Source organism: Acinetobacter sp. WC-141, from assembly GCF_000313935.1.
Taxonomy (GTDB): domain Bacteria; phylum Pseudomonadota; class Gammaproteobacteria; order Pseudomonadales; family Moraxellaceae; genus Acinetobacter.
In genome coordinates this window covers 18,609-39,283 of the sequence record NZ_AMSS01000053.1, presented here as the reverse complement: position 1 = coordinate 39,283, position 20,675 = coordinate 18,609, and the positions used below count along the sequence as shown (strand labels likewise).

18 protein-coding genes and 2 pseudogenes are annotated in these 20,675 nt (G+C 38.5%); 16 read left to right on the top strand and 4 right to left on the bottom strand.

Going from position 1 to position 20,675, the window contains the following annotated elements; translation table 11 throughout:
* Both ACINWC141_RS11300 and fes read right to left on the bottom strand, forming a co-directional pair.
* Positions 1 to 216, bottom strand: a complete 216-nt coding sequence (locus ACINWC141_RS11300; RefSeq protein WP_009391194.1) for an MbtH family protein — start codon at positions 214 to 216, stop codon at positions 1 to 3.
* A gap of 29 nt (positions 217 to 245) precedes the next feature.
* On the bottom strand, positions 246 to 1,445 hold the full coding sequence (gene fes, locus ACINWC141_RS11295) for an enterochelin esterase (RefSeq protein WP_009391286.1): 1,200 nt from the start codon (positions 1,443 to 1,445) through the stop codon (positions 246 to 248).
* A 266-nt stretch (positions 1,446 to 1,711) separates the two neighbouring features.
* Between fes and ACINWC141_RS11290 the strand changes: the two genes are divergently transcribed.
* From ACINWC141_RS11290 to ACINWC141_RS20510, 5 genes and pseudogenes are all read left to right on the top strand, one after another.
* The gene (locus tag ACINWC141_RS11290) at positions 1,712 to 2,482 is read left to right on the top strand and encodes an SDR family oxidoreductase (protein WP_009391309.1); all 771 of its coding nucleotides are present in this window, start codon (positions 1,712 to 1,714) and stop codon (positions 2,480 to 2,482) included.
* A 44-nt stretch (positions 2,483 to 2,526) separates the two neighbouring features.
* On the top strand, positions 2,527 to 3,765 hold the full coding sequence (locus ACINWC141_RS11285) for an isochorismate synthase (RefSeq protein ID WP_009391193.1): 1,239 nt from the start codon (positions 2,527 to 2,529) through the stop codon (positions 3,763 to 3,765).
* The gene (locus ACINWC141_RS11280; RefSeq protein WP_009391317.1) at positions 3,762 to 5,426 is read left to right on the top strand and encodes a (2,3-dihydroxybenzoyl)adenylate synthase; all 1,665 of its coding nucleotides are present in this window, start codon (positions 3,762 to 3,764) and stop codon (positions 5,424 to 5,426) included. Before ACINWC141_RS11285 ends, ACINWC141_RS11280 begins: the two co-directional genes overlap by 4 nt.
* Positions 5,427 to 5,447: 21 nt before the next feature.
* Positions 5,448 to 6,098 (top strand): annotated as a pseudogene (locus tag ACINWC141_RS11275) (isochorismatase family protein); the annotation flags it as partial.
* Between the two features lie 30 nt (positions 6,099 to 6,128).
* On the top strand, positions 6,129 to 6,317 hold the full coding sequence (locus tag ACINWC141_RS20510) for a phosphopantetheine-binding protein (protein ID WP_400198623.1): 189 nt from the start codon (positions 6,129 to 6,131) through the stop codon (positions 6,315 to 6,317).
* A 52-nt stretch (positions 6,318 to 6,369) separates the two neighbouring features.
* Here ACINWC141_RS20510 and ACINWC141_RS11270 read toward each other — a convergent pair whose 3' ends face one another.
* The gene (locus ACINWC141_RS11270; RefSeq protein WP_009391307.1) at positions 6,370 to 9,531 is read right to left on the bottom strand and encodes a multidrug efflux RND transporter permease subunit; all 3,162 of its coding nucleotides are present in this window, start codon (positions 9,529 to 9,531) and stop codon (positions 6,370 to 6,372) included.
* 217 nt (positions 9,532 to 9,748) lie between these two features.
* On the opposite strand from ACINWC141_RS11270, the pseudogene ACINWC141_RS11265 reads away from it, so the two are divergent.
* Positions 9,749 to 11,709: pseudogene (locus ACINWC141_RS11265) on the top strand (TonB-dependent receptor plug domain-containing protein).
* A 138-nt stretch (positions 11,710 to 11,847) separates the two neighbouring features.
* The gene (locus ACINWC141_RS11260) at positions 11,848 to 12,249 is read left to right on the top strand and encodes a transcriptional repressor (RefSeq protein WP_005305185.1); all 402 of its coding nucleotides are present in this window, start codon (positions 11,848 to 11,850) and stop codon (positions 12,247 to 12,249) included.
* Positions 12,250 to 12,303: 54 nt separating this feature from the next.
* Here ACINWC141_RS11260 and ACINWC141_RS11255 read toward each other — a convergent pair whose 3' ends face one another.
* Positions 12,304 to 14,085 (bottom strand): bifunctional metallophosphatase/5'-nucleotidase, encoded by a 1,782-nt coding sequence (locus tag ACINWC141_RS11255; protein WP_009391248.1) that lies wholly within the window; start codon positions 14,083 to 14,085, stop codon positions 12,304 to 12,306.
* Between the two features lie 248 nt (positions 14,086 to 14,333).
* Here ACINWC141_RS11255 and pqqA point away from each other — a divergent pair, with 248 nt between their 5' ends.
* The 9 genes from pqqA to ACINWC141_RS11220 all read left to right on the top strand — a co-directional run bounded on the left by pqqA (position 14,334) and on the right by ACINWC141_RS11220 (position 20,675).
* Entirely contained in the window at positions 14,334 to 14,408 is a 75-nt protein-coding gene (pqqA, locus tag ACINWC141_RS19635) for a pyrroloquinoline quinone precursor peptide PqqA (RefSeq protein WP_001982218.1), read from the top strand.
* A 75-nt stretch (positions 14,409 to 14,483) separates the two neighbouring features.
* Entirely contained in the window at positions 14,484 to 15,395 is a 912-nt protein-coding gene (gene pqqB, locus ACINWC141_RS11250) for a pyrroloquinoline quinone biosynthesis protein PqqB (RefSeq protein WP_009391254.1), read from the top strand.
* An 8-nt stretch (positions 15,396 to 15,403) separates the two neighbouring features.
* Complete coding sequence (gene pqqC / locus ACINWC141_RS11245; RefSeq protein ID WP_009391313.1) at positions 15,404 to 16,162, top strand: pyrroloquinoline-quinone synthase PqqC; 759 nt, start codon at positions 15,404 to 15,406, stop codon at positions 16,160 to 16,162.
* Complete coding sequence (pqqD, locus tag ACINWC141_RS11240; RefSeq protein ID WP_004792407.1) at positions 16,159 to 16,443, top strand: pyrroloquinoline quinone biosynthesis peptide chaperone PqqD; 285 nt, start codon at positions 16,159 to 16,161, stop codon at positions 16,441 to 16,443. Before pqqC ends, pqqD begins: the two co-directional genes overlap by 4 nt.
* Positions 16,440 to 17,594 carry a pyrroloquinoline quinone biosynthesis protein PqqE gene (pqqE, locus tag ACINWC141_RS11235; RefSeq protein WP_009391256.1) on the top strand — a complete coding sequence of 385 codons (1,155 nt, stop codon included), beginning with the start codon at positions 16,440 to 16,442 and terminating at the stop codon, positions 17,592 to 17,594. Before pqqD ends, pqqE begins: the two co-directional genes overlap by 4 nt.
* An 18-nt stretch (positions 17,595 to 17,612) precedes the next feature.
* Positions 17,613 to 18,665 (top strand): dipeptidase, encoded by a 1,053-nt coding sequence (locus ACINWC141_RS11230; RefSeq protein WP_009391188.1) that lies wholly within the window; start codon positions 17,613 to 17,615, stop codon positions 18,663 to 18,665.
* Between the two features lie 579 nt (positions 18,666 to 19,244).
* Positions 19,245 to 19,421, top strand: a complete 177-nt coding sequence (locus ACINWC141_RS19630) for a hypothetical protein (RefSeq protein ID WP_009391273.1) — start codon at positions 19,245 to 19,247, stop codon at positions 19,419 to 19,421.
* Positions 19,422 to 19,657: 236 nt separating this feature from the next.
* Entirely contained in the window at positions 19,658 to 19,894 is a 237-nt protein-coding gene (locus tag ACINWC141_RS11225; protein ID WP_009391196.1) for a hypothetical protein, read from the top strand.
* A 193-nt stretch (positions 19,895 to 20,087) separates the two neighbouring features.
* The gene (locus ACINWC141_RS11220; protein WP_009391269.1) at positions 20,088 to 20,675 is read left to right on the top strand and encodes a uracil-DNA glycosylase family protein; all 588 of its coding nucleotides are present in this window, start codon (positions 20,088 to 20,090) and stop codon (positions 20,673 to 20,675) included.

The window sequence follows — 20,675 nt, the reverse complement described above, 5'->3', positions numbered from 1 at the left end:
TTACGCTTGTTGAAAGGGGTTAATCGCAACCCAGTGCTTTTCTACATAAGCAATGCATGAAGACCGTGTATCAGGACCATGCTGCACATCCCATCCCGATGGCACCTGATGTTGAGCAGGCCATAAACTGAACTCACCTTGTTGATTTTTTAAAACCTGAAAAGACAAACTTTCGTTATCAAAGGGATTGATATAATTTTCCTGTAAGTTGCTCATGATATTGTTATCCTTGATGAAACAAATGGTTATAGTGAAAGAATTTTTTGCAATGCCTTAAGCAAGTCGGTACGCCAGTTCACGGCATCATGTCCGCCTGAAAAACTGTGAAAGCTCACTTGATTGAATGATTGCAATTGTTGATAAAGCTGTAGGGCATCGTCCCGCATATCGGTTTCATACGTGCCAGCACTGATATAAATTTGAGTTGTTTTTGATAATGGATGAGATAGGTTTTGAAGCAGTTCTAAAATATTACCTTTATGTTTTTTCCCTAAAGTACTGTTCGAAAAATCTGACCACCAATAAGATCCAGACTGTAAAATCAGAGAAGTAAAAATGGTCGGGAACAACAAAGCGCTATGTAAAGCGCATAATCCACCTAAACTTTGACCACATAACGTAATGTCTGTTTTAGAAATAAAGGAATATTCTTTTAGAAGCGTTTCAATAAGTTCATCAACCAACGCCTGACTAAACGCATCATGACAACCATAATCTCGTTGGCGTTGCTGAATATTTAAACTATGAATAAAAGCATAAACTGCTGGGCGAATCTTATTTGAATCAGTCAAATGTTGAATTTTGGGCAAAATTGAAAGCTCTCGACTCCAGATTTGTCCATCAAGCAAAATAACTAATGGCAGATTTTCTTCTGCTGATTCACCACTAATTAAAATATCGACCAAATAGTCCTGTTGGCATAAGCGACTTGACCATTGAAATGTCTTTGTAATTGGGCAATCGTCTATGAAAGATTTTGTGCTTTCGAGTTGAATTTGATTGATGTATCGAGCCAGATGTCCCGTGTAAAACCGATGATGATTGAATGGATCAATTTGAGCACTCTGTTTAAGCTGGGTTTGCCACCATAAGCGGCGTATTGCCGCACAATCTGTTTCTGGCGCTTCTTCACTAGCGGTCACTACAACATAACTACCAGCCCAAGCTAGAGGCAACTCTATTTCAAAAAAGTACACATCTGTCCCAGCTATACGGCTAAAACGATTCCACTTTTGATAGATAGAAGGGCTTTGTGAATAGATATCGATATAAACAAAAAAGCTTTCTTTGAGTTCAGAACTACGCCAAATAAAGGTACATAGCGCTTTATTTTTTTGTAGGTTGACCAGTGGACTACCTAGTTTTTTAACGGTATTCCACCAGACTTCACTCCCAATATTGAGTTTTTGAAATAGGGGATGTAAGGGTTGAGAAAATGGCTTCATTTTGAGTCCATCTCGACAAGAAAGCGCGGTCAAATTATCAGAATGATTCTCATTAGTAAATGAAAACAATTATCATTATAATCAATAAAAAAAGATGTGTTTTATTAAAGTTATTAAAAATCAATAAAATAAGTCAAATTCTTGGTTAATAAATAACTTGATTTAGATTGTAATCTTATGTTTGATATTTATCGCACTTGATAGTAATGATAATTATTTGCAATTATGTGGCGGAATTTACTATTCGAGTCAAACTGGAGTAAAACATGAGCTCTACCATCGTAGTCACAGGTGCTGCAAGAGGTATTGGAGCTGCTATTGCAAAAAAATTATTGCAGCAAGGGTATCAAGTGATCGGCATCGACCGACAGGAAAATCCTGAACAATGGGAAATTACACAAAAGATAGAAAGTAGTGAAATATCGCGTTGGCAAGGCTTTCAGCAAGATATTACTGATCAAGAAACAACAGCGAAGCTCATTACAGATATTTTAAACAAACATAGCGTAACGGGTTTAGTGAATGCGGCAGGCGTTTTGATTATGCGTTCTATGCTTGAAGCAAAAACAGAAGACTGGCAAACACTTTTCGCTGTAAATGTCATGGCACCTATTGCGATTAGTCAACAACTGGCCAAGCATTTTTGTGAAAAAAAGCAGGGAAGTATTGTCACGATTAGCTCGAATAGTTCACGTATGCCACGTATACAACTTGGCATGTATGCAACTACAAAAGCGGCATTGAGCCATTACTGCCGTAATCTTGCGCTTGAAATCGCACCTCACCAAGTAAGGCTTAATATTGTTTCACCAGGCTCTACCCTAACTCAAATGCAGCAGCAACTTTGGACAGATAATTCACCTCCACCTGCGGTAATCGATGGAGATTTAAGCCAATACCGTACAGGCATTCCCTTAAGAAAATTAGCCCAGCCTGAAGATATTGCCAATACGGTGAGTTTCTTACTTTCTGATCAAGCTGCACAAATTACCATGCAAGAAATTGTGGTTGATGGAGGAGCCACTTTAGGCGTTTAAACATTCATTCATTACAACAAAATAACTGTATAAGGAGTTGCGAGATGTCGGCACAGCATCCGTATTTTATCCAACGAGAAAATTTTACTGAAAGCCGCGTTGCATTAGCACAAGAAATTTTAAATTGTGGAAATGATGCAGGTTTTATTTTCACAACGCCAGAATACACCATCAATAGCCATCAAAAATTACGAGATATTCAAGTCGCTAAAAATAGCCTTTTAAAAGAGTGGTTAGATGAAGCACGAGCTCAATTACAGCTTGCAATAAATGACGGTTATAAAGACGTCAAAATTATGGGTGGACTACCATTTTGCTCGGCAGCCGATGTCAATTTAATGCTCATGCAAAATGCAAAAATCTATCAGAAAGTACTCTATGCACAGTCTGATATTGATTTTGGTTCTTTATCTTTAGAAAAGGCGGATTATTTCCCTTTAGGTGAACATTACCAACAGCAAGTTGAGTATTTAGTTCAGCAAATGCAAGCAAAAAAACTTGATAAAGCCGTACTTGCTCGTATTTTGCAACTTGAGTTTGAACAAAATATTCCCGTCTCGGACTTATTTTACAACTTAGCTAAGCATAATCCCGAAGGCTATAACTATGCAGTCGCGAGGAATCCTCAAAGTGAAGGGTGGTTCGTCGGTGCAAGCCCAGAACTCTTAATTGCAAAGCAAAATACAAAAATCTGGAGTAAACCGGTTGCTGGCACATTGGCTCGTGATGACGATCCAACCCTAGACCAAAATAACGCCAGAGCATTACTTGCTTCACAAAAAGATCAACATGAGCATGCACTCGTCATCGAAATGATTGCCGATGAACTCACGCCTTTTTGTAAGCAGTTAAAAGTACCTAAACAACCATCACTCATTCGTACTAAACGCCTTTGGCACTTGGCATCACACATTACTGGCGAACTTAAGCAAGCTGATACACATGTTTTTGACTTAATTGAACGTTTACACCCAACACCTGCAATTTGTGGGGAGCCTAGTCCAATTGCGAAAGACCTAATTCAGCAACTTGAACCATTTAATCGTGAATTATTTGCAGGAACTATGGGCTGGGCAGATGAACAAGGTAACGGTGAATGGTCGGTAACTGTCCGCTGTGCCCGAATCTATCAGAATATTGCTCGTTTATTTGCCGGTGCGGGAATTGTGGAAGCTTCTCATCCACAAGCTGAACATGCTGAAACTGCCGCTAAATTTTGCACTGTGCTGGACGGATTCCAGATTTCGCCCAATCAATTGCCAATACAAGGACCAAACATATGACAACACAGGTTTATCTGGATGGTGCCGTGCCATATCCAGCAGAATTTGCTGAGATTTACCGTAAAAAAGGTTATTGGCTTGGACAAAACTTGAGTGATTTCTTGCGTGAAAGTGCTCAAAAATACCCAGAAAATATTGCGGTATATGATGGTGATAAAGCTGTTAGTTACGCTGAGTTTGATCATTTAGTTGATTACTGCACAAGCCACTTATATCAACATGGACTAAGAGCTGGTGATAAAGCGGTTGTACAAATGCCAAATCACTATCAGTTCTATGTTTTATTTTTTGCACTGATTCGGCTTGGTGCTTTACCTGTGATGTCTTTACCTGCACATCGCTATGCAGAACTCAGTAGTTTTTTTAAACAAACTCAAGCAAAAGCTTATTTCTGTGCTGATTTTGGTGCACAAAAATTTGACTACCGAGAGCTTGCCGAAAAGCTTCAGCAAACTGCTCCTTGCTTACAACATGTATTTGTACTTGGGAATGCCGACAAATTTGTAGCTATTCAAGATCTATTAAAAGAAACCCATATTTTAGATGAAGCCATCTCACCGACTACGGCAGATCAAGTTGCTTTCTTACAACTTTCAGGTGGAAGTACTGGTGTTCCTAAACTGATTCCACGTAGCCATGATGACTATCTATATAGCGTACGTGAGAGCGCAAAAATCTGCCGTCTTAATCAGTCATCACGTTTACTCATGGTTTTACCTGCGGCACATAACTTTTCAATGAGCTCGGCAGGTTCTTTAGGTATTTTTTATTCCGGCGGAGCTGTGGTTTTAGGCACTGACCCAAGCCCTGAAACTGCTTTTTCATTGATCAAAAAACACGGTGTGACTGATGCTTGCTTGGTTCCTGCTTTGGTTCGACCTTGGATGGATAAAGCGGTAAAAGATCAAGATCCAATATTGTCGACTCTACGTTGCTTACAAGTCGGAGGAGCACGTTTACCCGATGCAGTTGCCACACGCTTGATTGATGAGTTCCATGTCAATTTACAACAAGTTTTTGGCATGGCTGAAGGGCTGGTGAATTACACCCATTTTGACATGACAAAAGAGCAAATTATTCATACCCAAGGTTTAAAAATTTCACAAGATGATGAAATTTTAGTGCTGGATGATAATGATCAGCCAGTAAACGCTGGAGAGGTAGGGCATTTACTCACTCGCGGTCCCTATACCATTCGTGGCTATTATCAAGCACCAGAACACAATGCACGATCTTTTACACCTGATGGTTTTTATCGAACAGGCGATTTAGTACGTATTCGAGAAGATGGCTGCATTGTTGTGGAAGGCCGTTCAAAAGAACAAATCAATCGCGCTGGTGAAAAAATTGCGACCGAAGAGGTTGAACAAGCTTTATTAACTCATCCACAAATTCGCCTAGCAGCATTGGTTGCTATGCCTGATGAAATCATGGGTGAAAAAAGCTGTGCTTTTGTTGCATGGCAAGTACAAACCCATGATCCGAGCCCAATTCGTCTTGCAATGTCAGTTCGTCAACATCTGAAAGATTATGGACTTGCTACCTACAAAATTCCCGATCGAGTCGAATTTATCGAGCAATTTCCATATACAGCCTTTGGAAAAATCGACAAAAAAAGATTACGTCAACAATTTGAAACCAACACCAATGTTCTTGCTTAAAGATAAAAAAGGAAAAATTTGATGAGTATTCCTAAAATTGCCGGTTACAACATGCCACAAGCGCACGAATTTACTGCGAATAAAACGCATTGGCAGTTGCATACCGATCGCGCCGTTTTATTGGTACACGATATGCAGCAATATTTTTTAGATTTTTATGATCAAACTCAAGCGCCTATTCCAGAGCTTATTAAAAATACCAAAGAACTGATTGAAACTGCGCGTAAGTTTAATATCCCTGTGGTCTATACTGCACAGCCGGGTAATCAGACACCTGAACATCGCCAGTTATTAACGGACTTTTGGGGAACTGGTTTAAAAGATGACCCATATATTACCCAAATTTTGCCGGAAATTTCTCCTCAAAAAAATGATACTGTCTTAACAAAATGGCGTTATAGCGCATTTAAGTTTTCTCCACTTGAACAACTCATGCGTGAGTCAGACCGCGACCAGCTCATCATTTGTGGTGTTTATGCCCATATTGGCTGCCTCATGAGTGCCGCAGAAGCCTTTATGCTAAATATTCAGCCTTTTTTATGTGGAGATGCACTGGCTGACTTTAGCCGTGAAGAACACGATATGGCTTTAAAATACGTAAGTACACGTTGTGGGCAAGTCATGACAACTCAGCAAGTCACACGAGCTTGGGCGCTTGAACAAGCGGCATCACCACTCACTCAAGAAGGTATTGTTTTGGCGGTGAGTGAACAGCTTCAGATTCCTGCATCAGACATTCAGTTAAATGATGATTTACTCATGCTTGGACTTGATTCGGTTCGACTCATGACATTAGTGGGTAAATGGCAGGCTTACGGTGCACAGGTGAGTTTTGAAGATTTAGCTGAACAACCAACCCTAGAAGTTTGGATTGAGAAGCTAGTCGCTTAAATTGAAAGAATAAAAAAAGCAGATTTAATATCTGCTTTTTTTATTTTAAGCTTTAAAAGAATGTATTGTCCTTTTTAATACGGCTGTTAAATCTCAAAATTCTACTCAACCATGGTTTGCTTATTGACCACTGAAAACTCGGTAAACTATGAACCCCAACAAAGAAGAACACAGTAAATAACGGTACCAGTAATGTACCAAAAACGACACTACCAAATACGCTCATTCCAATTTCATATCTACTCGTAGCGCCTGCACCAGTTGCAAAAATCAAAGGAACCACACCCGCACCAAAGGCAAGAGATGTCATCAAAATCGGACGTAAGCGTAGCTTTAAAGCCTCCCTTGCAGCATCGATTTTACTTTTCCCTTGTTTGAGTGCTTGAGTCGCAAACTCAACAATGAGAATTGCATTTTTACAAGATAAGCCAATACCTGTTAATAGGGCAATTTGGAAGTAAACATCGTTAGGTAACTTAAAAATCCAAGCAAAAATAATAGTGCCTGTAATGCCTAAGGGAAGCCCTAATAAAATAATAAAAGGAACTTTCCAGCTTTCATACAAGGCAGCCAGACATAAGAAAATAAACAAAATAGAAATGAGATATAAATAGATCGCTTGGCGGCTAGATTGTTGCTCTTGTAAAGAAAGGCCACTCCATGCGACATCTATACCAGACTGTTTACCGACCATATCACTTAACTGTTGCATTGCCTGACCTGAGCTAAAGCCTGAACTTACATTGGCTTCAAGTTGAATGGCAGCTAGCCCCATAAATCGAGTAAGAGCTTCTGGGCCACCAGTCCACTGACTTTGAGCAAAATGGGCGAGGGAAAGCATGCCACCTGAGTTATTACGCACATGCCAGTAAGCTAAGTCTTCGGGTTTAGAACGAAACTCTGAATCACCTTGCATAATAATTCTCTTAATTCGACCTCGCTCAACAAAATCGCCAACATAGTTTCCACCCCAAGCAGTCGATAGTGTTGAACGAATTGCTTGTTGGTCAATTCCTAACATTTTGGCTTTATTTTGATCGAGTTGAATAAATACTTCGGCTTTATCTTCATTCACAAGAGGACTTAGATTTTCAAAGGCTGAATAATTTCGAGATTCTTTTTCTAAGGCTTTATATTGTTTAATTAATTCATCGCGCCCTTGACCATTTACATCTCTAAGCCAAAGTTCTAAAGCATCAGATTGACCTAAACCAGATACACTTGGTGGCATTCCTACCATGACTTTAGCCGGCAAGTTTTTATGTAAATATGCTTGGGCACGTTCACGAATAGCACTCGCCGTATTGGCTTCTCCTTTACGCTCATTCCAATGTTTAAGCGAAACAAAGGCCATACCTAAATTTGGACCGCTCCCTGAAAAGTTTTGTCCATTTACGACCAGTACGGTATTAATATTTTTGCCTTCATGTTCAAAGAAATAATTATTGACGAGTCTTCCAACTTCTTCGGTTTGGCTCATTGAAGCACTGTTATGCAAACTATAGGGAACAGCAAGTAATCCTTGATCTTCATTTGGAATAAAGCTTGTAGGCAAACTGCGGTAAATCATAAATAGAATAACGGCAATCCCCACAACCAACAGACTGGAAAATACTTTAAACTGGATTAAACGAACAGATAAAAAACTAAAAGCTGATCTGATTTTTTGAAGAGCAAGCTCAAGCATTTGACCCCATTTTGGTTTTTTATTATGTTTTTTTAATAGAACTGCGCACATTGCTGGCGTGATGGTCATAGCTACAAATAGCGATAACAACATAGCTGCTGCTAATGTAATAGAAAACTGATGGTAAATCATACCCGTCGAACCACTAAAAAAAGCCATTGGGATAAATACCGCGGTTAATACCAGCGTAATACCCACCAATGCGCCGCTAATCTCTTGCATCGACATTAAACAAGCTTCACGTACACTTAGCTGTTGTTCGTGCATAAGCCGTTCAACATTTTCCACGACTACAATGGTGTCATCAACCAATAACCCAATCGCTAAAACTAGAGCAAATAGCGTAAGTGTGTTAATGCTCATTCCAAACAAATACAACACCACAAATGTGCCACTAATGACGATGGGAACCGTAATGGTTGGAATAAGAGTTGCACGCCAATTTTGTAAAAAGAGATACATCACAATAACAACAAGCACGATTGCTTCAAGCAAAGTGATCATAACCTGCTTAATTGACTCTTCAATAAATGGTGTATTGTCTCGTGGATAAACAACTTTATATCCAGCTGGTAAATGCTGGCTAAGCTGAGCCATTTTTTCTTTAATAAGAGCAGAAGTCTCGATTGCATTGGCATCAGGGCTTAGAGAAATCCCTAAACCTGCCGATGGGTAGCCATTAAGCGTATTAATACTTTCGTAATTTTCTGCCCCTAATTCGACTCTCGCGACATCTTTTAAATAAACAAGGCTACCGTCAACATTTGCTTTAACCACCACCGATTTAAAGTCATCTATTGTTTTTAATCGTGAACCTGCTTTTACTTTTGCATAAATATTTTGGTCAGAAGCAGAGGGCATTGCACCAATCGAACCAGCAGCAATCTGGGTATTATAATCTTCGAGGGCCTTTTCAATATCACTCGGTACAAGTTGATAATTTCTAAGTTGGTTTGGATTTAACCAAATGCGCATGGCATAACTTGAACCAAAAACATCAACTTCACCAATTCCTTGTAATTGACTTAAAGGTTGTTCAAAGTGATTTACCATATAATCAGACAAATCAATATTGCTGGTTTTTCCTGTTTCATCATATAGCCCCACAATCAGCAGCATATCGCCAGTGGTTTTCCATATGTTTACGCCTTGTCTTTGAACTTCCTCAGGTAAACGGTTTAAAGCACCATTAATTCGGTTTTGTACTTGGAGCTGCGCTTTATCGATATCTGTGCCAATTTTAAAATGAATATCAATGCTACTCGTTCCTGATGATTCACTATGTGACGTAAAGTACAGCAAATTATCCAGACCTTTTATTTGTTGTTCTAAAATTTGGGTCACGCTTTCTTCTACAGTATCAGCAGCTGCACCACGATAGTTTGCAACAACCGTGACACCGGGCGGTGCAAGGTTTGGATAGCGTTCGACAGGCATGGCTAAAGTGGCAAAAAAACCAAAAATAAGAATAGTGATTGCAATGACACAAACAAAGATAGGGTGGTAGATAAAAAATCGAGAGAGCATTGTTATGTCTACTTTAAGATTGTTTTAAATAGGTTTTTAGGCACACGAAAGTGTAATGGTAACGCTTTTTTAAACTACAAACAATAATGATTATCATTATATAACTAATAATTATTTTTATCTTGATCAGTAAAAGTCATGCGTATATGATGCTCGGCACATCATAAATGATAATAATTATCATGTGGTAATCATTATCCAGAATAAGGGCCGAGAAATGACGTTAACGAAAAAGGCGCTGGTGGTCGCCATCTCAACACTGCTTCCTTTCGCCGTTCAAGCAAATACAGATATTGAACAGCAGGGTAATAGTGAACCAGTTCAAAAACTTAAAACTATTGTGGTTTCTGCTGCATTAAAAGAACAAGACGTAGATAAAGCACCCGCATCTATTAGTGTGATCACGAGTGAAGAGATTGAACGCAGTGCGGCGCTGAGTCTTGCTGATGTTTTACAAAAACAAGCTGGGGTTTATAACTACAATAGTGGGCAAGATAAAATCGTTATACGAGGAATGCTCAACACATCGGGAAACTACACACTCATCCTACTTAACGGTAAGCGCATGTCATCTAATGGTGCCATGTGGCGTGGTAATGACTTTGACTGGAGTGCAATTCCTTTAAATAGTATTGAACGTGTTGAGGTCATTCGCGGGCCAATGTCATCGCTCTATGGGGCAGATGCCATGGGTGGCGTAATTAATATTATTACCAAAAAAGCTGAAGACGGACAACTTCATGGTTCGGTCTTTGGGCAATATAACCGAGCAGACCGTGGGAATGGTAAAGATCAATTCCGTTACGGATTCAACTTATATGGCGTCTAACCGACAATGTAAGTTTTACTTTGGCCGGAGATGCTTATAACCGTGATGCATGGTATCGAAATGGTAAACCAGATCCAGATGGCGCTTACTTTGTAGAAAAAGACACCAAAAACGTAAATGGTACTTTAAGTTGGAATATTAATGACCAACAAACTTTAGACCTAGATTTAGGCTATAACAACGATAAGCGCCCACTTACTCAAGATGCTGCGACCTCAATTCAAGAATCGGAAATGAAGCGTACCAATGTAGGAGTTGCTCACCGAGGAAAATGGAGCTGGGGGAAAACAGAAGCTTATATTGGAAAAGAAACTGCTAAAATTTATGACTATGACAGCGAATATGATGCACCACAAAGTCGTAATTATAAGCAAGAAAACTTAATTGGCCGCGCTTTCGCGAACTTTGACTGGATCATGAATAATGCGACAGCTGGTTTTGATTATAAAGATCAAAAAATTACAGACGTTGTGAGTTATATCGGCACAGGGAAAAACCAGCAAAAAAGTTACGGTGTATTTGTTCAAAACGATACCCATATTAATGATGCACTGACCTTAACTCTAGGTGGCCGTTACGACGACTTTGATGACTTTGATGGTAAATCGACTGGTAAAGCTTATTTGTCCTATGAACTCGCTGAAGGTGTTGTCCTAAAAGGTGGTGTAGGCCAAGCTTATAAAGTTCCGGCTCCTGCTCAGTTAGACATTAACTACTCAATGATTTCATGTGGTGGTAGTTGTCACATTCGAGGCAATCCCGACCTAGAACCAGAAGAAAGCACTAACTACGAAGCATCTTTAATTGTAACCCGTCCAAACTGGAATGCCGGTGTTACCGTTTTCCAAAATGATGTAAAAAACCTGATTGAAGCCATTACCTTAAGTAATGGAGACCCACGTTTAGTGGGTGATTTTAGAAAAATCTGGACCAATGTAAGCCGTGCAGAGCTTAAAGGAGTTGAGCTTACAGGTGGTTATGATTTCACGGATAATTTAGGTGTTAAGGCAAACGCTACTTACTTAGATGCAAAAAATAAAACCACAGGTCAAGATTTAACTGAACGACCAGAATGGCTGGCTAATGGTTCAATTTCTTGGGCACCCGTTGAGGACTTCCGTGTAAATGCAGGTGTAAGCTACGTGGGTAAGCAAATGTACTCCGCAACTAAAGAGTTACCGGCCTATACCACTTACGATGTGACATTTACTTCACCACTTTCACCACGCTTAACATTGGACTATGGTGTGAAAAACCTGACCGATGTTGACCTTGAAGATAAAAACAAAACCTTTAACACCAAACTCTATGGCCGCAATTACTTTGTAAAAGCGACTTATAGTTTCTAAGTTAAAACTAAGCACAAAGCCTATTCGTAGGGGAATAGGCTTTGTTTTTTATTAAACAAATATCCATAATTTTCAAACCAGTATAGACAAAATAATTTTAAGAATTTCTATACTTTTCAACTTTAAGGCTAATTAATTATGACGGCAACTTCAAAATCATTATTAAATGGACTACCCATAAAAAAATCGAGAATACAGGTTTTTGAAATTTTAAATCAAAATCCACAAGGCTTAAGCGCGGTGAGCATTTATGCACAAATTAAAAATGAACATAAAATTACGCTCGGAACAATTTATCGAATCTTATCTGAATTTGAAAATCGCAAGCTCATCAAAAGGGTGTTCTTAGGAAAAAGTAAAAGTATTTATAAGATCAGAAAAGATAAAATGAGCTGTAACTTGATTTGTCTTAAAACCGCAGAAGCAACTAGCTATGAACATGAAAAAGTGAAAGAGCTACTGCATGAAGTCATAGATGTTATTTTTGCGAATACAGGGACTAATATCAGCAGTATTGAACTTAATCTTTATACAGAATAAAAAGTTTAGATAGAAAAAGGGACAGCCTAAACTGTCCTTTTTTTATTAAAGTTGCTATTTGATAACTTTAATTCGAGTAGTCGCTGGAATAATTAAAGGTGAATTCTTAGCGACATAGCTTTCAAGGGCATCAATATCTTGACCACCACCTACACGGTTTTGACCTTCTTTTAATACTGTAAAGTTGTCACCACCATCTGCCAAGAAGCTATTTACCGTCATGCGATATACTTTACTGTCAACCAACGGTGATCCAGCAACCATAATGTTGCTTGCTCGTGGGGAAACAGACGTATTTGTCGTATATTGATAAGTTAATTCTTTAGATGGTTGTAAAATTCTAGGTGAGTTTGCATTTGCACCAGACCATTGCTGTTCAATTACATCTCGAATCTGCTTACCTGTTAAGCTCAAAGTCACAATAGAGTTACCGAAAGGTTGCACCGCAAAAACATCACCAAAGGTAATCTGGTTACTACTGTTAATGAGCAGATCAGCACGGACACCGCCTGGATTCATTAACGTAAAATCAGAGCCTTGGTTACTTGCTTTTAGGGCAGCCGCTTGCTGAGCATCAGCAATCATAATACCTAGCGGACTTTCCCCACTTTCGACTTGAGTACGACTTACCACTGCTGTTGCAGTTCCAACCACACGGCTTGAAATGGTGGTCACAGCTTGGCGGTATTTATCTAAAATGGCTTCAATACTTGGGGTTTTATTAAATTTTTGATAGAGGTCTGTAAGACTTACAGTAGTTGTACCAGACGTATAGGCCTCACTTTGTACAGGAACTTGTTTGGCATCTTTTTTAATTACATCACCAGTTTTACCATCAAGTTCAACCTTGATGTCAGTAATGAGGGTGCCATATTGTCCAGCTGAGGTAAGTAAGAACGGTTTTGCCGGATTTTTGGTTGCATAGTCACAAATATAAGATTGATGCGTATGGCCTGAAACAACAATATCAACTGCTGGATTAAGCTTATCCAAAATTCCTAAAATCGGGCCGCTTAAGCCATCACATGTTTTTTCATTAAACTTCGTACTTGGTGCTGCACCTTCATGTACCACCACTACAATTGCTTCAATTCCTTGTTTTTGTAACTCAGGAATCAAGGCGTTTACTGTATCTGCTTCATCACGGAACTCAACATCTTTAATGCCGGCAGCAGAAACAATACTTGGCGTTGCTTTAAGGGTTAAACCAATAAATGCGACTGGAATTCCACCATAGGTTTTAACTTTATATGCAGGAAAGATCGTTTTGCTGGCATCATTTTTCATTGCTACGTTAGCTGCAAGGAAATCAAATTTTGCACCGCTAAAGTTTTTATTAATTTGGCAAGGTGCAGTACTTGTATATTGCTGACATCCGCCGTTCTTTAAACGGCGTAATTCATCTGTACCACGGTCAAATTCATGGTTACCCACAGCATTAAAGTCAATTTGAATATCATTCATCACTTCAATGGTCGGCTCATCTAAAAATAAAGAAGAAGTGAGCGGAGAGGCGCTAATTAAGTCGCCTGCCGAAACCACAGCATTATTTGGATTTCCTGCTTTAAGTTTTTTAATCGCATCGGCAAAGTAACTCACTCCACCCACAGGAATACGAACAGATTGAGCAGCATCATTTGGATTTGGTGCCTCAATATAACGCTTAGGCGGCTCAAGATTTCCGTGAAAGTCATTAAAAGCTAAAATATTTACGGTTTGATTGCTTCTTTGAGCAGGTGGTGCAGTGTCATTATCATCATCGTCATTACATCCCGCCAATAACGCTACTGCCAGAGAAAGTGTTGTTACTTTAAAAAGTATTGTTAAATTTTTCATTTTTTTATCATTTGATCAATTAAGACGGATAAAAAATACGCTTTTAGTATGAATGTTTGATGAAACATCCAATAAGCAAATATGTTCGAAATATTAAAATTTGGACAAAAAACACAATTATCGAACAATATCTTGGCTAGGGGTGGTCTACAAACCCGAATTTTTTATTTAGAATAAATTTTTAATGACCTTATAAGATTTAATCAAGTGATTCATTTCACGAGATTAATATGAACCGGAGATAATTTATGCAATGGACTAAACCAGCTTTTACTGATTTACGCATTGGTTTTGAAGTTACGATGTACTTCGAAGCGCGTTAATCAGTTTCATCCAAATATGTCATAAGCCCTAGTCTTGTTCTAGGGCTTATCTCTTTCTAATAAGATATTAATTTTATGTATATTTATGTTTTAGGTTCAGCTGCCGGAGGCGGGTTCCCGCAGTGGAATTGTAATTGCCCGAATTGTCATGGTGTACGCACAGGTACAATCCAAGCCAAAGCTCGTACTCAATCATCAATTGCTGTTTCTGAAAATGGGACAGACTGGGTTTTATTAAACGCATCACCTGATATCCGTCAGCAACTTTTCGAATTTAAAGCAGCTCAACCAGCGCGTAAATTGCGTGATACAGGAATAACAAGTGTTATTTTAATGGATAGTCAGTTAGACCATACGACTGGACTTTTAACCTTACGTGAAGGTTGTCCAATGAATGTATGGTGTACAGAAATGGTCCACCAAGATTTAACGAGCGGCTTTCCAGTATTTAATATGCTCAAACACTGGAATGGTGGTCTTCAATACAATGAAATTAATCCTAAACAAGCTTTTAAAATTGATGGTTTCGAAAATTTAGAATTTTTACCTTTAATTATTAAAAGTGCTGCGCCACCATATTCACCGCATCGAAATGACCCACATGACGGCGACAATATTGCTTTAATTATCAAAGATCATAAGACACAAAAGCAGTTGTTCTATGCGCCGGGTCTTGGAAAAATTGACGATCAAATCATGCAGATTATGCAGAGTTCAGATTGCGTTATGATTGATGGTACGCTTTGGACAGACGATGAAATGCAGCAAACAGGGGTTGGAACTAAAACTGGCCGTGAAATGGGACATTTATATATTAGTGGCGAAGGTGGTTCATTATCTTATTTAAATCAGCTGAGTACACCTAAAAAAGTGCTGATTCATATTAACAACACCAATCCAATTTTAAATGAAAACTCTATTCAGTTTGCTGAGCTTAAAGCAAATGGTGTAGAAGTTGCCTATGACGGCATGCAGATTGAACTCTAAGGTGAAACATGACTCAAACACCTGAAGCTTTAACGACCGAACAATTCCAACAAGCCATTATCGATAAAGGCCAGTATTATCACATCTATCATCCATTTCATGTGATGATGTATGAAGGTCGGGCAACTCAACAGCAAATTCAGGCTTGGGTGGCAAACCGGTATTACTATCAAATTAATATTCCGCTTAAAGATGCGGCCATTATGGCGAATTGCCCAGATCAGCGAGTCCGTCAAGAATGGATTCAACGCATGATCGATCAAGATGGTGAATATCCTGATGGCGGTGGTCGAGAAGCATGGTTACGCTTAGCCGAAGCTGTGGGCTTGAGTCGCGAGCAAGTGATTTCTGAAGAACTGGTATTACCGGGCGTTCGTTTTGCAGTAGATGCCTATGTGAACTTTGCACGCCGTGCTTCATGGCGTGAAGCAGCCAGTAGTTCTTTAACTGAACTTTTTGCGCCACAAATTCACCAATCACGACTTGACTCATGGCCGCAGCACTATCCATGGATTGATGATAAAGGTTATGAGTATTTCCGTTCTCGTTTAAGTCAGGCACGCCGTGACGTTGAACATGGTTTAACAATTACGCTTGATTCATTTACAACTTTTGAGCAACAAGAACGAATGCTTGAAATATTGCAGTTTAAGCTGGATATTTTATGGAGCATTTTAGATGCTTTAACTTTGGCATATGTTCACAACGAAGCACCATATCACAGCGTAACGTCTGATCGGGTTTGGCATAAAGGACTATTTAAATGAATAAAGAGCAGTTTGATTTAAACCTTGTGCCGACATGGCGACAGGGTTACCGTTTTCAGTTCGAGCCAGCTCAAAATGGTTTTGTGATTTTATATCCTGAAGGCATGATCAAGTTAAATGAAAGTGCAGGGGCAATCGGACAATATATTGATGGGCAGCAAAATGTCTCTGCAATTATTGCGCAGTTAAAGCAAAAATTTGGTGATATTGCTGAGATTGATCAAGATGTAGTGGATTACATGCTCGTTGCCAAGCAGCAACACTGGATTGATTTAGTATGACAGAAGGTGTTGGCCTGCCTTTATGGTTATTAGCGGAGTTAACTTATCGTTGTCCGCTACAATGCCCATATTGCTCAAACCCATTAGATTATGCTCAGCATAAAAATGAGCTAACCACCCAAGAGTGGTTTGATGTTTTTGATCAGGCACGTCAGATGGGTGCTGTTCAACTGGGGTTTTCTGGCGGTGAACCATTGGTACGTCAGGATTTAGAACAGCTTGTTGCACATGCTCATCAACAAGGGTTTTATACCAACTTAATTACCTCAGGCATGGGGCTTACCGAACAACGTATTGCTGATCTAAAACAAGCGGGTTTAGATCACATTCAAGTGAGCTTTCAAGCCAGTGATCCTGTTGTAAATGATGCCTTAGCAGGTTCAAAGCATGCTTTTGAACAAAAGTATGAAATGTGCCGACTGGTTAAGAAATATGATTATCCAATGGTACTTAACTTTGTTATTCATCGACATAACATTGACCAGATTGAACAAATCATTGAGCTTTGCCTAGAGCTGAATGCAGACACAGTCGAGTTGGCAATTTGTCAGTTTTATGGCTGGGCTTTTCTAAACCGCCAAGGTTTATTACCAACACAAGAGCAACTGACCCGTGCAGAACGGATTACCAATGAATATCGAGAAAAATTAAAAGCGCAAAATCATCCTTGCAAACTTATTTTTGTAGTGCCTGATTATTATGAAGAACGGCCAAAAGCTTGTATGAATGGCTGGGGTAAAATCTTCTTTACAGTTGCTCCAGATGGTATGGCGCTACCTTGCCACGCAGCAAGACAATTGCCAATTTCATTTCCAAACGTCCGCGAACATAAATTGTCAGATATTTGGTACAAATCAACTGGATTTAATCATTTCCGTGGTGATGCATGGATGCCAGAAGGTTGCCGTAGTTGCCCAGATAAAGATCGAGATTTTGGCGGATGTCGCTGTCAGGCCTATATGTTGACTGGAGATGCAGCTAATGCCGATCCTGTATGTGGAAAATCGCCATATCATCAAATGATTGAACAAGCACGTACAGAAAGTCAGTTGGCCGCACCACTGCAAAATTTAGTATTCCGTAATAGTAGAAACTCCAAATCTTTAAGCGCCACACAAAATATTCCGGTCCACACGATTACCGATATATAGCAATCAATAGGGATACTCATGAAGCCTAGCCATATTCCAGTTTTTGATGGGCATAATGATGCTTTAACGCGTCTATGGCTAAGTGATCATCCAGATCCTGTACATGCTTTTATTCATGAACGTTTAGCGGGTCATCTCGATTTAAAACGCTGTCAAGCAGCTGGTTTTGTCGGGGGAATGTTTGCTATTTTTTTACCGCCATATAGCTATGTTCAACAGTATCATCCCAATAAACTCTTTGATCCAAATGCTACTGATTTTACCCAACAGCAAATTGAACAAATTTGCTTGGAACAACTCGATTTAGCTCACCAACTCGCTGAGCGCTCTAAAAATATTGAAATTTGCACATCGGTTCAAGATATTCAGAGTTGTGTAGATACGCAGAAATTAGGCATTGTATTGCATATGGAAGGTGCTGAAGCTTTACAGCAAAATCCGGATTTACTCGATGTGTTTTATGAAAGAGGCCTGCGTAGTATCGGCCCACTCTGGAATAGACCTAGCCGCTTTGGACATGGTTTAAATGCTAAGTTTCCTCACTCACCTGACACAGGAGCAGGTCTCACGAGTCATGGCAAAGATTTTATCAGACGCTGTGCCGATAAAAAGATAGTGATTGATGTTTCACATATGAATGAACAAGCTTTTTGGAATACGGTTGATATATTGCAGCAACCAATTGTAGCAACACACTCCAATGTGCATGCGTTATGTCCCCAAGCACGCAACTTAACTAACCACCAGCTTAAAGCAATTCGAGAAAGCAAAGGTATGGTCGGGGTGAATTTCGACGTCGCTTTTTTACGTTCGGATGGACAACGAAATGCGGATACATCTATAGATGTAATTTTAGATCATTTAGAGTATTTGATAGATCACTTGGGCGAAGAACACGTAGGTTTTGGTTCTGACTTTGACGGCGCACTGATTGGTACAGAGCTTGATGATGTTATGGGGCTACATAAACTTATTAATCGCATGCAACAGAGAGCTTACTCAAGCAAACTTATTGAAAATCTATGTTTTACTAACTGGCTAAACGTGCTTTCTAAAATTCTTGAAAAATAAGTCCAAATACCTAAATATACTGAAATTAATCATTTCTTGGCATTTTTTTATTGACCGAAATGACTAAAAAAAATGCAAATAGATTAATTGTTAACCACCCAATACATTCATTACACTCTACCTTACTGAATGTACGAACATTTAGTATTTCAGGTTTTTTGTGGTTTTCACATTACCCATTTCTTTATGAGAAGTAGAAATGGGTTTTTTCTTATCCTAACCAAACAAACGTGATATTCATCACAATAATCACTAATTATTGGTAAACCCCCTCAATCCTATCTTGACTAAAAGTTCAGCATTAAATACATTTGTAGTGTATTTAAAGATAATAAGATTGCTTAAAGCAATTCATAATACTGCTTAGTCCTGAAATACAGTAAAAAGCCTATTCAAAAACAGAATAGGCTTTTTGCTTTGTATCAAAATTTATTTTTTTAACTATTACACTCTTCAATTAACATAAAAATTAAATACCTTACAAAAGCGGAGCAAATGAACGCCGTTAAATAACAAATTATGTGCTATTAATTTAAGCTGATTTCTCAAAAGTTACTCCGTCAATCGAAGAGGTGCAAAATGTTAAAGTCAATTTTAGTGATAGGAACAGGTATTGCGATTGGGATGTGTATGTACAAGAAAAAGCAGAAAAACAGTAAGAGTTTTAACACAGATAGCGATACTGACTCAGTGATTAGTAAAGACAGTGCTAAAAATCAAGATGACGGTTCAGTGGATAATGCTGTACAAGTTTAAGATTAAATAAAAAGGGTTCAGATAATGAGCCCTTTAATTTTTATTAAGACTTATAATTATTTTGTATAGATTAACTTAAAGATAAGATTTAAATTAAATAATTACTCAACTATTCATTTAATTATTACAAAAATGTGATTAAAACAAAAAAAACACTTTCATTATTAAAATTTACATATTGTATCAGTGGAGTCCTTATTATTATCGATGCGGATAATAAAAAAATGGAGACTAGAATGTCAAAGCGCCATATTTTAAAAGAAGTAAGTGCCAAAAGTATGTGTGGTATGGAAATCGTTGTTGAACAAATTTATGAAAATATTTATGAAAAAAACTTTGTCGAAGCTGGAATAGAGCAAAATTGGTTGCCACTATCTAAAATTGTGATTTCGGATAAAGTCATTAATTTAGATCCAGATAATACTTTTGCTCATCCAAGGACAGGGAAGGTCTTTAAAGTCCTTAATTCTTAATCGATTTTAATCCTTTACACACTTTGTAAGTTAGTAAGGTGATACTTATAGGGGTTCGCCTTACTCTATTTAGTTCAGAGCTAATTTTCTTTCTTTAACGCTTTAATCATGAGAAATTGCATTTCATGACTCGTGATTAACAAAAAAATAGGTTAATTTAATTATAAATATTTTAAGTAACTACTGATTTTTTATGATAATCGAGATAGAAACACATCCACTTGAACCATTTTTGCCAGAGAATGCCCGTTTATTAATGTTAGGTAGCTTTCCACCACCACGTAATAAATGGAAGATGGATTTTTACTACCCGAATTTCCAAAATGATATGTGGCGAATTTTTGGTTTGATCTTTTTCCAAGACAAAACTTACTTTTTAAGTGAAAACCAAAAAAACTTTAATGAAGAACGTATCCGAAACTTCTTAATTGAAACTGGTATTGCGATTTTTGACACGGCTTACCAAATTAAGCGATTAAAGGGAAATGCCGCCGATAAATTTCTTGAAATCGTAACGCCAACAGATCTTGCTGTACTGCTTCAGCAGATCCCGCTCTGTCAGACCATTATGACTACAGGCGATAAAGCCACTGACACTTTAATTTCTGTTTTACCAGAAAACACTGAAAAACCGCTTATAGGGACATCTACGTCGACTTACTTTGCAGGACGGGATATTAATTTATATCGCTTACCATCTTCTTCTAGAGCTTATCCATTGGCACTAGAGAAAAAAGCAGAGGCTTATCAAAAATTCTTTAAAGAGATTGGAATTTTATAA

Bases quoted from the DNA above. Each gene is read 5' to 3' on its own strand.
- ACINWC141_RS11290 (WP_009391309.1), top strand. From the start codon at position 1,712: ATGAGCTCTACCATCGTAGTCACAGGTGCTGCAAGAGGTATTGGAGCT.
- ACINWC141_RS11230 (WP_009391188.1), top strand. From the start codon at position 17,613: ATGAAGCCTAGCCATATTCCAGTTTTTGATGGGCATAATGATGCTTTA.
- ACINWC141_RS11255 (WP_009391248.1), bottom strand. From the start codon at position 14,085: ATGAAAAATTTAACAATACTTTTTAAAGTAACAACACTTTCTCTGGCA.
- pqqE (WP_009391256.1), top strand. From the start codon at position 16,440: ATGACAGAAGGTGTTGGCCTGCCTTTATGGTTATTAGCGGAGTTAACT.
- fes (WP_009391286.1), bottom strand. From the start codon at position 1,445: ATGAAGCCATTTTCTCAACCCTTACATCCCCTATTTCAAAAACTCAAT.
- pqqB (WP_009391254.1), top strand. From the start codon at position 14,484: ATGTATATTTATGTTTTAGGTTCAGCTGCCGGAGGCGGGTTCCCGCAG.
- ACINWC141_RS11225 (WP_009391196.1), top strand. From the start codon at position 19,658: ATGTCAAAGCGCCATATTTTAAAAGAAGTAAGTGCCAAAAGTATGTGT.
- pqqC (WP_009391313.1), top strand. From the start codon at position 15,404: ATGACTCAAACACCTGAAGCTTTAACGACCGAACAATTCCAACAAGCC.
- ACINWC141_RS11285 (WP_009391193.1), top strand. From the start codon at position 2,527: ATGTCGGCACAGCATCCGTATTTTATCCAACGAGAAAATTTTACTGAA.
- ACINWC141_RS11280 (WP_009391317.1), top strand. From the start codon at position 3,762: ATGACAACACAGGTTTATCTGGATGGTGCCGTGCCATATCCAGCAGAA.
- ACINWC141_RS11270 (WP_009391307.1), bottom strand. From the start codon at position 9,531: ATGCTCTCTCGATTTTTTATCTACCACCCTATCTTTGTTTGTGTCATT.
- pqqD (WP_004792407.1), top strand. From the start codon at position 16,159: ATGAATAAAGAGCAGTTTGATTTAAACCTTGTGCCGACATGGCGACAG.
- ACINWC141_RS11220 (WP_009391269.1), top strand. From the start codon at position 20,088: ATGATAATCGAGATAGAAACACATCCACTTGAACCATTTTTGCCAGAG.
- ACINWC141_RS11260 (WP_005305185.1), top strand. From the start codon at position 11,848: ATGACGGCAACTTCAAAATCATTATTAAATGGACTACCCATAAAAAAA.
- ACINWC141_RS11300 (WP_009391194.1), bottom strand. From the start codon at position 216: ATGAGCAACTTACAGGAAAATTATATCAATCCCTTTGATAACGAAAGT.
- ACINWC141_RS19630 (WP_009391273.1), top strand. From the start codon at position 19,245: ATGTTAAAGTCAATTTTAGTGATAGGAACAGGTATTGCGATTGGGATG.